At 72.3% G+C, this 11,655-nt stretch carries 14 protein-coding genes; 7 read left to right on the top strand and 7 right to left on the bottom strand.

Annotation, left to right across the window (positions count from 1 at the left end):
* The first annotated feature begins 6 nt into the window (after positions 1-6).
* From NAG42_RS28845 to NAG42_RS28835, 3 genes are read left to right on the top strand one after another with little or no spacing between them, the layout of a single operon-like run.
* Positions 7-693 (top strand): TetR/AcrR family transcriptional regulator, encoded by a 687-nt coding sequence (locus NAG42_RS28845; protein WP_250034955.1) that lies wholly within the window; start codon positions 7-9, stop codon positions 691-693.
* Positions 683-2,122 (top strand): flavin-containing monooxygenase, encoded by a 1,440-nt coding sequence (locus tag NAG42_RS28840; RefSeq protein ID WP_250034954.1) that lies wholly within the window; start codon positions 683-685, stop codon positions 2,120-2,122. Before NAG42_RS28845 ends, NAG42_RS28840 begins: the two co-directional genes overlap by 11 nt.
* Positions 2,119-3,024 carry an SDR family NAD(P)-dependent oxidoreductase gene (locus NAG42_RS28835; RefSeq protein ID WP_250034953.1) on the top strand — a complete coding sequence of 302 codons (906 nt, stop codon included), beginning with the start codon at positions 2,119-2,121 and terminating at the stop codon, positions 3,022-3,024. Before NAG42_RS28840 ends, NAG42_RS28835 begins: the two co-directional genes overlap by 4 nt.
* On the opposite strand, the gene NAG42_RS28830 is transcribed toward NAG42_RS28835, so the two are convergent.
* Positions 3,025-3,858, bottom strand: coding sequence for an alpha/beta fold hydrolase (locus NAG42_RS28830; RefSeq protein ID WP_250034952.1), 834 nt, complete (start codon positions 3,856-3,858; stop codon positions 3,025-3,027).
* A gap of 77 nt (positions 3,859-3,935) precedes the next feature.
* Here NAG42_RS28830 and NAG42_RS28825 point away from each other — a divergent pair, with 77 nt between their 5' ends.
* Positions 3,936-4,511 (top strand): mycothiol transferase, encoded by a 576-nt coding sequence (locus tag NAG42_RS28825; protein WP_250034951.1) that lies wholly within the window; start codon positions 3,936-3,938, stop codon positions 4,509-4,511.
* A gap of 38 nt (positions 4,512-4,549) precedes the next feature.
* Here NAG42_RS28825 and NAG42_RS28820 read toward each other — a convergent pair whose 3' ends face one another.
* A complete protein-coding gene (locus NAG42_RS28820; protein WP_250034950.1) occupies positions 4,550-4,837 on the bottom strand; it encodes a DUF1905 domain-containing protein in 288 nt (95 codons plus the stop codon).
* A gap of 117 nt (positions 4,838-4,954) precedes the next feature.
* Between NAG42_RS28820 and NAG42_RS28815 the strand changes: the two genes are divergently transcribed.
* Positions 4,955-5,590, top strand: coding sequence for a TetR/AcrR family transcriptional regulator (locus tag NAG42_RS28815; RefSeq protein WP_250034949.1), 636 nt, complete (start codon positions 4,955-4,957; stop codon positions 5,588-5,590).
* Here the strand turns inward: NAG42_RS28815 and NAG42_RS28810 are convergent.
* From NAG42_RS28810 to NAG42_RS28800, 3 genes are all read right to left on the bottom strand, one after another.
* Positions 5,545-5,943, bottom strand: a complete 399-nt coding sequence (locus NAG42_RS28810) for a VOC family protein (RefSeq protein ID WP_250034948.1) — start codon at positions 5,941-5,943, stop codon at positions 5,545-5,547. The two genes, NAG42_RS28815 and NAG42_RS28810, sit on opposite strands and share 46 nt — an antisense overlap.
* 43 nt (positions 5,944-5,986) lie before the next feature.
* Positions 5,987-6,424, bottom strand: a complete 438-nt coding sequence (locus NAG42_RS28805) for a CBS domain-containing protein (protein ID WP_250034947.1) — start codon at positions 6,422-6,424, stop codon at positions 5,987-5,989.
* 143 nt (positions 6,425-6,567) lie between these two features.
* The gene (locus tag NAG42_RS28800) at positions 6,568-7,137 is read right to left on the bottom strand and encodes a TetR/AcrR family transcriptional regulator (RefSeq protein ID WP_250034946.1); all 570 of its coding nucleotides are present in this window, start codon (positions 7,135-7,137) and stop codon (positions 6,568-6,570) included.
* Between the two features lie 86 nt (positions 7,138-7,223).
* Between NAG42_RS28800 and NAG42_RS28795 the strand changes: the two genes are divergently transcribed.
* Positions 7,224-9,404, top strand: a complete 2,181-nt coding sequence (locus NAG42_RS28795) for a glycoside hydrolase family 3 C-terminal domain-containing protein (RefSeq protein WP_250034945.1) — start codon at positions 7,224-7,226, stop codon at positions 9,402-9,404.
* Between the two features lie 220 nt (positions 9,405-9,624).
* Here the strand turns inward: NAG42_RS28795 and NAG42_RS28790 are convergent, their stop codons facing one another.
* On the bottom strand, positions 9,625-10,143 hold the full coding sequence (locus NAG42_RS28790) for a CGNR zinc finger domain-containing protein (protein WP_250034944.1): 519 nt from the start codon (positions 10,141-10,143) through the stop codon (positions 9,625-9,627).
* Between the two features lie 47 nt (positions 10,144-10,190).
* Between NAG42_RS28790 and NAG42_RS28785 the strand changes: the two genes are divergently transcribed.
* On the top strand, positions 10,191-10,955 hold the full coding sequence (locus NAG42_RS28785) for a TSUP family transporter (RefSeq protein ID WP_250034943.1): 765 nt from the start codon (positions 10,191-10,193) through the stop codon (positions 10,953-10,955).
* Here the strand turns inward: NAG42_RS28785 and NAG42_RS28780 are convergent.
* Positions 10,946-11,566, bottom strand: coding sequence for a GNAT family N-acetyltransferase (locus tag NAG42_RS28780; RefSeq protein ID WP_250034942.1), 621 nt, complete (start codon positions 11,564-11,566; stop codon positions 10,946-10,948). The two genes, NAG42_RS28785 and NAG42_RS28780, sit on opposite strands and share 10 nt — an antisense overlap.
* Positions 11,567-11,655: the final 89 nt, after the last annotated feature.

Here is an 11,655-nt window from a genome sequence, read left to right as displayed (position 1 = left end):
AGTACTATGAAAACCGCAGCGACCCCGGCCGGCACCGACGGGCGGCGGGGGCGCTGGGCCGGCCACCGCGAGCAGCGCCGGGCCGAGCTCACCGACGCGGCCATCGAGGCGATCCGGCAGTTGGGGCCCGAGGTCGGCATGGAGGCCATCGCCGCACACGCCGGCGTCAGCAAGCCCGTGCTCTACCGCTACTTCGCCGACAAGTCGCAGCTCTGGCTGGCCGTCGGGCAGCGCTCCGGCACCCTGGTCCTCGACGCGATCGTGCCGGCCGTGGCCGCCGTACGGGAAGAGCGCGAAGCCATCGGCGCCGCCGTCGACGCCTATCTCGCGCACATCGCCGCCGACACCAATCTCTACCAGTTCGTCGTGCATCAGCCCGACATCGCCCGGCATCGCGATGTCGTCGCCGACGTGGTGGACACGGTGGCCAGCGGGCTGGCGCGCATCTTCGGTGACCGGTTGCGGGCCTGCGGGCTCGACTCCGGCGCCGCGCTCCCCTGGGCTTACGGGGTGGTCGGCTACGTCCAGTCGGTGGGTGACTGGTGGCTCCGGCAGCAGCAACCGATCAGCCGGGAGGCGCTCGGCGACTATCTGACGACGTTCCTGTGGACCGGGGTCTCCGGCATCCGGCACGCCGCCGACGTCCCCGGCGGCCTGGCCGCCTACCGGGAGGAGATCAGCGGTGAGCGGTGATTACCGGGACGTCCTCATCATCGGCGCCGGCCTGTCCGGCATCGGTGCGGCCTGGCGCCTGCAGGAGGCGTTCCCGTCTCAGACGTACGCGATTCTGGAGGCTCGCGAGGCGATCGGCGGCACCTGGGATCTGTTCCGCTATCCCGGCGTACGGTCCGACTCCGACATGTTCACGCTGAGCTATCCGTTCCGGCCCTGGACCGACACCCAGTCGCTGGCCTCGGGTGACAAGATCCGGGCGTACATCTCCGAAACCGCCGACGAGGCCGGGATCACCCGTCACATCCGGTTCGGGGCCAGGGTGACCGCGGCCGACTGGTCGTCGGCGGACTCGCGCTGGACCGTGCGGCTGGCCGACGGCTCGGTGATGACCTGCGGCTTTCTGTACGCCTGCACGGGTTACTACTCGTACGACGCGGGCTACCAACCGGCGTTCCCCGGTCTCGACAGCTTCGAGGGCCGGGTGGTCCACCCTCAGTTCTGGCCGGACGACCTCGACTACCGCGGGAAGCGGGTCGTGGTGATCGGCAGCGGCGCCACCGCGGTGACGCTGGTGCCGGCCATGGCACCGGACGCCGCGCACGTGACGATGCTGCAGCGCTCCCCCAGCTATCTGACTTCGCTGCCCGCCCGCGACGTCATCGCCGACGCGCTGCGCCGGGTGCTGCCGGCCAAGCCCGCCAACACGATCGCCCGGGCCAAGAACATCCTGCTCACCCAGGGCTTCTACCAGCTCGCCCGGCGGCGCCCGGACCGTGTCCGCAAGCTGCTGCGGACGATGGCGGTGAGCGGCCTCGGCGACGAGTCCTATGTGGATGAGCATTTCAAGCCCCGGTATGACCCGTGGGACCAGCGCCTGTGCGTGATCCCCGGCGGCGACCTGTACGAGGAGATCCGCGCCGGGCGGGCCGCGGTGGTCACCGATCACATCGACACCTTCGTGCCGGCCGGGATCCGGCTGCGGTCGGGGCGGGTGCTCGAGGCGGACATCGTCGTCTCGGCCACCGGGCTCACGCTGCTGCCGCTGGGCGGGATCGGCGTCTCGATCGACGGCTCGCCGGTGGCCATCGGCGAGCGGGCGGCCTACCGCGGGCTGATGCTGAGCGGGGTGCCCAATCTGGCCTACTGCATCGGCTACGTCAACGCCTCGTGGACGCTGCGGGCCGACCTGTCCCACCGCTACGTCGTCCGCCTCCTGCGGCACATGCGCCGGCGCGGACTGGCCGTCGCCACGCCGACCACCCCGGGGGGTACGGGCCGTCCGCTGCTCGACCTCTCCTCGGGGTACGTGCAACGCGCGCTCGATCTGTTCCCGCATCAGGGCGACCGGGCGCCGTGGATCGTGCGGCAGAACTACCTGCGGGACGTGATCACGACTCCCCGGGCCGACGTCACCCGTGACATGACCTTCGAGGAGATCGCCCCATGACCCCGTACCGGTTCGCTGGGCGCACCGCCGTCCTGACCGGCGCCGCGAGTGGCATCGGCGAACAGCTGGCGTACGGTCTCGCGCGGCGCGGCAGCCATCTCGTGCTGGTCGACGTCGCACCGCTGGACGCGGTCGTCGCCCGGATCCGGACCGCCCACCCCGCACTCCAGGTCTCGCCGTTCACGGTCGACCTGGCCGACCGCGACCAGGTCGCGGCGCTGGCCGAGCAGATCCGGGCCGGCCATCCGGCCCTCGGGCTGCTCGTCAACAACGCGGGCATCGCGCTGGGCGGCCGCTTCGACCAGGTGACGGTCGAGGAGTTCGAGACCGTGATGAACGTGAACTTCCGCGCCCCGATGCTGCTGACCCACGCGCTGCTGCCCGCGCTGACCGCCACGCCCGGCAGCCACCTGGTCAACGTGTCCAGCCTGTTCGGGCTCATCGCCCCGTACGGCCAGAGCGCCTACTCGGCCAGCAAGTTCGCGCTGCGGGGGCTGAGCCAGGTGTTGCGGGCCGAGCTGGCCGAGAACGGCGTCGGCGTGACCACGGTCCACCCCGGCGGCATCCGCACCGCCATCGCCACCAGCGCCCGCATCGGCAGCGGCGTGCCGGCATCCGAGATCGGCCCGCAGCAGCGGTCGTTCGACGCCCTGCTGACCTTCCCGGCCGAGAAGGCGGCCGAGCAGATCCTCGACGCGGTGGCCCGGCGCCGCGCCCGCCTGCTGATCGCCTCCAGCGCCAAGGTCCCCGACCTGCTGGCCCGCCTGGCCCCTGTCGGCCATACCAGGCTCATGGCCCTGCTCACCGCCGCGATCACCCGCCGGACCTCCGCCCCCGGTCGCGCTCCTGCTTCCGCTCCGGCTTCCGCTCCGGCTTCCGCTTCCCCGGCGGCGGACCGCTGATCAGCCGGTGACCGCCCGGGGCATCGCCTCGTGGAAGAGCATCGTGACGTGGTTGGCCGGGATGCGCTCGGCGGTGAGGCGGGGCAACTGGGCGCGGCCGGCCTCGAGGGCCCGGTCGGTGATGAACGGGCGGGCGGAGTCGTCGCCGTCGTGCTCGGCCAGGATGACGTGGACGGGGACGTCCGAGCCGGCCAGCACCGGGAGCGTGGGATCGCCGGTCAGCGTGTCGACCGCGTCGTCGATCAGGCGGGACCGCTGCACGCGGGGGCGGGCCGAGCCGCCGAGCAGATAGCCGGCCCACTGGAGCAGGCGCGGGCGCAGGTCGGGGCGGCGGGCGATGGCACGGCCCTCCACCTGATCGACGAACGTGCCGGCGTCGGGGAAGTCGCGGCCGAGCGGGCGCACGATCAGCTTCCACTGCGCCCGCACCACCGGCCGCCGCAGCGTCCATCGCGGCTCGGGTTGCACCCCGCCGTCGAGCAGCACCAGTTTGCCGACCCGGTCCCCCAGCTTCGCCGCGACCAGCGGTGCCAGGTAGCCGCCCATCGAATGACCGACCAGGACGACCTCGTCGAGCCCGCACTCGTCGGCCACCCGGACGACCTCGGCCGCGTGCCCGGCCAGCCCGGGCGCGGCCCGGGTGGACAGCGAGCCGCCGCGGCCCGGCAGGTCGGGGGCGATCACCCGGGTCGCCGGCAGCGCCTCGGCCAGCGCCCGCCACACCTCGGAGGTGTTGGTCAGGCCGTGCAGGGCGAGCACGACCGGCCCGGCCGCCCCGGGATTCCAGTCGGCACAGGTGAGCCCGGCGATGTCACGGCGTTCGTGCTGAGTCACGCGGCGACCCTACTGCCCGCGGGCACGCCCGGGCATTCCGGGAGTGGATCGTCCGGAATGGTCCTTATGGTGGGGCGATGACTGACGTTCCCTGGGAACCACCACTGGCCGGCACCGAGACCGAGCACGTGCTGGGCGCGCTGGAGCGGCTGCGGACGACGTTCCGCTGGAAGGCCGACGGCCTCGGTGCCGCCGGGCTCAGCGCCCGTCTCGGCGCCTCCACGCTGACCCTCGGCGGCCTGCTCAAACACCTGGCCCTGATCGAGGACTACAAGATCGCCGCCAAGTTCCACGACGCGCCGCTGACCGGATGGGACGACCGCGACCCGGACGACGACGACTGGGAGTTCACCTCGGCCGCCGACGACGAACCCGACGAGTTGTACGCCCGGTACGACGACGCGGTCGAGCGGTCCCGCGCCGAGCTGGCGGCGGCACTGGCCGACGGTGGCCTCGACCGGCTGTCGGCCACCGCCTGGCCCGACGGCTCCCGGTTCAGCCTGCGCCGCATCGTCTTCGACCTGATCGAGGAGTACGGCCGGCACACCGGCCACGCCGACCTGCTCCGCGAAGCCGTCGACGGGCGCACCGGCGAGGACCCGCCGCCGGACTGGCACCCCGTCTCGGGTCGTTTCGTCCTGCCCGGCGCCTGACTCCTGGCCCGGCGTCTCATTCTGCCGGCGCCTGACGGTCAGGCGTCGATGGCCAGGCGCACGGTCACGGTGTCGCCGATGTCGAGACCCTCGCCCCGGCGGACCGCTGTCTTGATCGGCACGAGGTAGCGGCCGTCCTTGGGCCACAGCGAGGTCGTCCAGTCCGTGGCCCCGATCCGGGCGGTCACCGGAATCATCCCCCAGCCATAGCTGACCACCGGCGACGCCGATTCGAGGGCGGCGCACAGCTCGTCGGGAACGGTCACGAAGTGCCACGGTGCCGGGCCGCGCCAGAACCAGATCTCCCCGGAGAACTCCAAGTCCATAGCGCACACCCTAAGGGCCGGTTTCCACAGATCCGAGCCGTGTAAGGAGGCACGGGACGGGTATTCGGCGCGCGCCGGGCACGGTGGGGGCCCGGTGCGACAGGAGACGAGGAAGCGTTGCCCAAGATTGTGGACCACGACCAGCGCCGTACAGAGATCGTCGAGGCGTTCCTCGCCGTGGTGGGCCGGGACGGTCCCGCCGCGGCCAGCAGCCGGGCGATAGCGGCCGAGCTGGGCGTGGGGGCGGGCGCACTCTGGCACTACTTCGACAGTCTCGACGCGGTGGTGGCGGCCGCCTGCCGGCGGGTTCTCGAACGCACCGACGCCCGGATCACCTCGGCCACCGAGGGGCGGCGGGGACTGGCCGCGCTCGACGCGACCCTGCGCGAGATCCTGCCGCTGGCCAAGCAGACGGTCGACGAGGCACAGGTGGTGGTCGGGTTCTGGGGCCGGCTGGCGACCGATCGGCAGCTCGCCGCCGGGCAGTCCGACGCCCTCGACATGTGGGGCGCCCGGCTGCGCCGGCACCTGGCCGAGGCGGTGGACGACGGCGACCTGGTGGCCGGCGTGCCGGCCGACTGCCTGGCCGAGGTGCTGCTCTCGATCGCCGTCGGTCAGCAGGTGCACGCCGTGCTCGACGGGGCGCGCACCGACCCGCAGCACCAGCTCGGCCTCGTCCGGCACTGCCTCACACCATGGACGCGGACCTACGCGACAAAGATGCAGAACGGGTGCCCGGCGGGGTCGGCGTAGACCCGTAGCGGCTCCTCGGGGTCGTCGCTGCGGTCGTACAGCAGCTTGGCCCCGAGCGACAGCGCCCGCTCGTGCTGCACGTCGAGCTCGTCCGCGGACGGCACGGTCGTGTCGAGGTGGATCTGTTGCGGGACAGCGCCTTCCGGCCAGGTCGCCGCGGGCAGCGCGTCGACCTGTTGGAAGGCCAGCGCGCGGCCGCCGTCCGGCCGCAGCAGGACCAGCCAGTGCTGGCCGTTGTCGGCGTCGTCGCCCGGCCGGTAGTGCAGGCCGAACAGGTGACGGTAGAACTCGGCCAGGCCGCGCGCGTCCTCGGTGTCGAGCACCGGCTGCAGGATGGTGGGGTATCCGCTCATCGGGTCAGCCAACCACGGGCGCCGGCCGAGCACCGGCCGAGGGTCACGCCCGTTCGCCGGTGATGTACTCCTCCAAGCTGCTGCGCTCGTGCACCAGCTCGTCGATGCGAAGCTTCACGACGTCACCGATGCTGACGACGCCCCGCAGCGAGCCGTCCTCGATCACCGGTACGTGCCGGAACCGGCGCTCGGTCATCAGGCGCTCCACCTCGGCGAGCGGGGCCTCCCGGGTCACCGAGCGCACCTCGGTGGTCTGGATGGTGGCGACCGGCTCGGCCAGGACGGCCGCCCCTCGGGCCGCCAGCGCCCGGACGATGTCGCGCTCACTGACGATGCCGTCGACCCGCTCGCCGTCCCGCGACACGATCACCGCGCCGATCTTGTGCTCGGCCAGGACGGCCAACAGCTCCGTCACCGCCGCCTCGGGTGACACCGTCACCACTCGCTCGCCCTTGACCCGGAGAATGTCGCTGATCCGCATCGTCACCTCTCCCGTCCCGCGATTCGGCCATGTGTGACCCCGCGGGAGCCTCGCAGCGCCGCGGGACATATGCCTAGATGCCGCTATCGGGGGCGTGATGTCAATAGCTGCACCTCTATTCGGCGACTTCTACTCGGCGACTTCTACTCGGCGACTTCTACGAAGAGTCGCGCCGAGGCGAACTCCCACTCCGACACCAGGTCGATGGTCTCGGGATAACGCAGCCACTGGAGCTGCAGGCCGTCCATCAGCGCGACGATCTGGCGAGCCAGCGCACCGGCATCCCCGGACCCGCCCGGCGCCAGCTCGCTGAGCTGCTCGACCGTGCGCTGCTGGCGCTCGCTGAAATAGGTGTGCGCCGGGTGGTCGGGGGTCAGGGACTCCGCCTCGAGCACGGCGAACAGTCGGACGATCTCGGGCTGCGCGGCATTGCGGCGGACCAGCGCCGAGCAGGTCTCGCGCAGGGTGCCGGGGGCCTGCTCGGCGACCGAGCGCATGTCCTCGGCGTCGCGGTGATCGAGCACCGCCAGCAGCAGACCGTCCTTGGACCCGACGTGATGCAGCAGGCCCGGCACGGTGAGGCCGCAGCCGTCGGCCACGTCCTGCATGGACAGGCCCCAGAAGCCACGCTCGGCGATCAGTCGCGTCGTGACCTCGACGATCTGCCGGCGGCGCTCGGCAGCCGGCAGCCGCGCACGGTCACGCCGATACATCTCGCTCACCCCTTGTTCGCCACACACCGTAGAGGTTAGATTACAGCCTAGTTATTACCTAGTAGGTACTCAGTAAAGGGGCCCCCGTGGAACTGACCGACCAGTCCGCTCTCACCAGTGGCAGCGACTTCTGGCAGACGACGGCGGCCGGTGGGGTCCCGGCGATCACGCTCACCGACGGCCCGCACGGCGTCCGCCTGCAGAGCGACGCGAGCGACATGCTGGCCGGCCGCCCGGCCACCTGCTTCCCGCCCGCTGTCGCCTCCGGCTCCACCTGGGATCCCGAGCTGCTGCGCCGCATGGGCGAGGCACTCGGCGACGAGTGCCGAGCCATGGACGTGCAGGTGCTGCTCGGCCCGGGCGTCAACCTCAAGCGCACCCCGCTCGGCGGCCGCAACTTCGAGTATTTCAGCGAGGACCCGATCCTGTCCGGCGTGCTCGCCACCGAGTGGGTGCGCGGCCTGCAGAGCAAGGGCGTCGGCGCGTCCCTCAAGCACTTCGCGGTCAACAACCAGGAGACCGACCGCATGACGATCAGCGCCGACATCGACGAGCGCACGCTGCGCGAGCTCTACCTGCGTGCTTTCCAGCGGGTCGTCACCGCGGCCCAGCCGTGGACGGTCATGTGCGCCTACAACAAGGTGAACGGCGTCTACGCCTCGCAGCACCACTGGCTGCTGACCGAGGTGCTGCGCGACGAGTGGGGCTTCGAGGGCGTGGTCGTCAGCGACTGGGGTGCGGTGGTCGACCGGGTGGCGGCGCTCGCCGCGGGCCTCGACCTCACCATGCCCGGCCCCGACGCCGCCGGCGACGCCGAGCTGGCGGCCGCCGTGCGCGACGGCAAGCTCCCGGCCGAGGTGCTCGACACGGCCGTGGCTCGGATCCGGGCCCTGGTCGAGAAGTCCGTGCCGCCCGGCGGCGACTACGACGCCGAGGCGCATCATGCCCTGGCCCGCGACATCGCCGCCCGGGGCATCGTGCTGCTGAAGAACGACGACGAGGTGTTGCCGCTGCGCACCGAGGGGCAGTCGATCGCGGTGCTCGGCGAGTTCGCCCGCACCCCGCGCTACCAGGGCGGTGGCAGCTCCCAGATCACCCCGACCCGGCTCGACGACGCGCTCACCGAGATCACGGCGACCACCGCCGCGCCGGTCCGGTTCGCGCCCGGCTACAACCCCGACCACGACGCCGCCGACGAGACGCTGATCGCCGAGGCGGCCGCGCTGGCCGCCGGCAGCGACGTCGCAGTGGTCTTCGTGGGCACGACGCGCGAGACCGAGGGCGCCGACCGGGCCGACCTCGACCTGCCGGCCGCCCATCTGGCGCTGATCGAGCGGGTGGTCACGGCCAATCCCCGTACGGTGGTGGTCCTGTCCAACGGCGCGGTCGTGCGGACCGCGCCGTGGGATGCGGCCGTGCCCGGTCTCGTCGAGGCGTGGTTGCTGGGCCAGGCCGGCGGCAGCGCGATCGCCGACGTGCTGTTCGGGCGGGTCAACCCGTCCGGGCGGCTGGCCGAGACGATCCCGGTCAAGCTGTCCGACCATCCGTCCTACCTGGACTTCCCGGGGGAGAACGGGCACGTCCGCCATGGCGAGGGCCTGCACGTGGGTTACCGCGGTTTCGACGCGCGCGAGCAGGAGGTGTCGTACCCGTTCGGGTTCGGCCTCTCCTACACCACGTTCTCGTACGGCGAGGCCACCGCGGTGACCACCGCCGACGGCGTCGAGATCACCGTCCCGGTCACCAACTCGGGCGCGCGCGACGGTCGTGAGGTCGTCCAGGTGTACGTCTCCAAGCCCGCTTCCCGGGTGCGCCGGGTCCCCCGCGAGCTCAAGGGCTTCGCCACCGTCGGAATCGCGGCCGGCGCCACCAAGACCGTGACCGTCCGGATCCCCCGCGACGACCTGGCCTACTGGGACACCCGGCTGGACAGCTGGGTCGTCGAGGACGGCGACTACACGTTCGCGGTCGGCGCGTCGTCCCGCGACCTGCGCACCACCGTGACCCTCGCGGTGGCCGGCTCCCCCGGCGCCCGCTGGCCCCTCACCGCCGACTCGACGATCGCCGAGTGGATGGCCGACCCGCGCGGCGCCGAGCTGCTGCGCGAGGCCTTCGCCGCCGGCGGCGACAGCCCGCTCGTGGCCGCGGCCCGCGAGGGCGAGTTCGAACTGCTGGGCGGCATGCCCCTGGCCCGCCTGGCCGTCTTCCCCGGCAGCCCCTTCACCCCCGACACGGTCACCAAGCTGGCCGAGCAGGCCAACGGCTGACCCCCAGCCCGGGTTCGCGGCAGCGTGGCTCGGACTCACGGGCTCTCGCCCGCGTCAGGCGGCTCGGGCTCAAGGGCTCGGCCCGGACTCGCGTCCTCGAGCTCGGGTCAGCGGCCTCCGGCTCGGCCAGCGGGGTCGGGCTCGGGCCAGCGGGGTCGGGCTCGGGCCAGCGGGGTCGGGCTCGGGCCAGCGGGGTCGGGCTCGGGCTAGCGGGCTCGGGTCAGCGGGCTCGGGCTCGGTGGCGGCGGACCGCTGAGCGGTTGGCGCAGGCCGGGGAGCAGTAGGCCTGCTTGCCGGTGCGGCTGAAGTCGGCGAACGGGCGATCGCAGCCGTCGGCGGCGCAGCGGCCCAGGCGGTGCATGCCGCGACCGGCCAGGTGCAGGGCGGTGCCGACGCTGATCAGCGTGCGCAGCACCGAGGCGAGCGGCTGGCCGGGATCGCGGTAGTGGATGTGCCAGCCGTCCTCGGCGTGATCGGTCAGCCGGGGGTAGGCCGAGGCGAACCGCAAGAGGTCGTTGAGGCGGCGGGCACGCTCGGCGGGCTCGGTGGCGTCGATCACGGTGAGCCATTCGGTCAGGAACTCGGCGGCCGCGGCCCGGTCCCAGGCCGTCACCGGCAGCTCGATGACCAGGTCATAAGCCAGACAGCGGGCCTCCAGACCGGCGTCGGTCGACGGCGGGTCGGTCACCAGCGACAGGGCGAGCCGCACCGCATCCTCACCGTAAGGGTTGAGATGCATAAAGCCATTACAGCAGGATGGGCTGCGATCGTGAAGGGGACACAGCCGTGGAATGGCAAAGCATCATCCTGCTCCTGGCCGTCGCGGCCGCGGCGGGCTGGGTCGACGCGGTGGTCGGCGGTGGCGGGCTCGTGCTCGTGCCGGCGCTCATGCTCAGTCTGCCCGGCCTGCCGCCGGTGACGGCGCTCGGCACCAACAAGGTGGCCAGCATCTGCGGCACCACGTCGGCCGCCATCACGTACGCCCGGCGGACCAAAATCGACTGGCGCATAGCCGGACCGGCCGCCGCCCTGGCCGTGGCCTGCTCCGCGCTCGGCGCCCTGACCGCCTCGCACATCCCGGCCGCGTACTTCCGGCCGGCCGTCATGGTGCTGCTCCTCCTGGTGCTGGCGTTCATCGTCGCGCGCCCGTCCTTCGGCGTCGTGGTGAGCGAGCCGCAGCGCACCTGGCGCCGCCGCCTGGCCGCGATATTGCTGGCCGGCACCGTGATCGCGTTCTACGACGGCGTCTTCGGTCCCGGCACCGGCACCTTCCTGATCATCGCCTTCACCGCGCTGCTCAACCTCGACTTCGTGGCGAGCTCGGCCACTGCCAAGATCCTCAATGTCGGCACCAACCTGGGCGCGCTCCTGGTGTTCGCGGCCGGCGGCCACGTCCTGTGGACGCTGGGCCTCGCGATGGCCGCCTTCAACATCCTCGGCGCCCGGTTCGGAGCCCGCACTGCCCTCAAGCGAGGCGCCGGGTTCGTCCGGGTGGTCCTGGTGGTCGTCGTCGTGGCCATGGTCGCCCGCCTGGCCTCGCTCTACCTCTGAACCTGCCGGGCCAGGTGCGCCCGGCACCCCGGCCACTCGGAGGCGATGATCGAATACATCGCCGAGTCGCGGAGGCGCCCCTGTTCGCCCGGGGCCCAGGAGCGGGACCAGTTGCGCAGGACGCCCTCGAAACTCGCACCGAGTTTCTCGATCGCGGCTCGCGAGCGGGCGTTGCGGGCATCGGTCTTGAGGTCCACGCGAGCCACCTGCCACTGCTCGAAGGCGTGGGTGAACAACAGGAACTTCGCCTCGCGATTGATGCCGCTGCCCTGAGCCGAGGCCGCCAGCCAGGTGAAGCCGATCTCCACCGCGCACAGGGCGTCGCGGTCCGGCCACAGCCGCGGATCCCAGTAGGCGGTGGCGCCCACGGCCCGGCCGGTCCGGAGATCGACCTGGGCGTACGCCAAGAGCGCTCCGGCCGCGGATTTGGCGAGCTGGGCGTCGATGTAGGCGTCCACCTCGGCCGCCGTGGGGACCCAGGTGAGGGAGTACGAGCTGCGATCCTCCTCGGCGGCCGCGGCCAGATCGGGCGCATGGCGGTGGTCGAGCGGTTCCAGCCGGACGCGGGCGCCTTCGAGGACAGGAGCGGTCAGCGAGCGCGGAAAGGGCACGCCATCGAGGCTTCCATCGATCCACCGAGGCGGCAACCGGCCCGGCCGGCGCCGCTCCGTGCTCACCGGTCACATCCGCCGCAGGGGAC

This window comes from Paractinoplanes maris (assembly GCF_023544465.1).
Taxonomy (GTDB): Bacteria; Actinomycetota; Actinomycetes; order Mycobacteriales; family Micromonosporaceae; genus Actinoplanes; species Actinoplanes maris.
Note: the sequence above shows the minus strand (reverse complement) of the source record. Positions and strands in the feature narration are given on the sequence as shown.

Excerpts from the sequence above, each read along its gene's own strand:
- NAG42_RS28845 (WP_250034955.1), top strand. The coding sequence starts at position 7 with ATGAAAACCGCAGCGACCCCGGCCGGCACCGACGGGCGGCGGGGGCGC.
- NAG42_RS28835 (WP_250034953.1), top strand. The coding sequence starts at position 2,119 with ATGACCCCGTACCGGTTCGCTGGGCGCACCGCCGTCCTGACCGGCGCC.
- NAG42_RS28825 (WP_250034951.1), top strand. The coding sequence starts at position 3,936 with ATGACTGACGTTCCCTGGGAACCACCACTGGCCGGCACCGAGACCGAG.
- NAG42_RS28820 (WP_250034950.1), bottom strand. The coding sequence starts at position 4,837 with ATGGACTTGGAGTTCTCCGGGGAGATCTGGTTCTGGCGCGGCCCGGCA.
- NAG42_RS28810 (WP_250034948.1), bottom strand. The coding sequence starts at position 5,943 with ATGAGCGGATACCCCACCATCCTGCAGCCGGTGCTCGACACCGAGGAC.
- NAG42_RS28805 (WP_250034947.1), bottom strand. The coding sequence starts at position 6,424 with ATGCGGATCAGCGACATTCTCCGGGTCAAGGGCGAGCGAGTGGTGACG.
- NAG42_RS28800 (WP_250034946.1), bottom strand. The coding sequence starts at position 7,137 with ATGTATCGGCGTGACCGTGCGCGGCTGCCGGCTGCCGAGCGCCGCCGG.
- NAG42_RS28790 (WP_250034944.1), bottom strand. The coding sequence starts at position 10,143 with ATGCATCTCAACCCTTACGGTGAGGATGCGGTGCGGCTCGCCCTGTCG.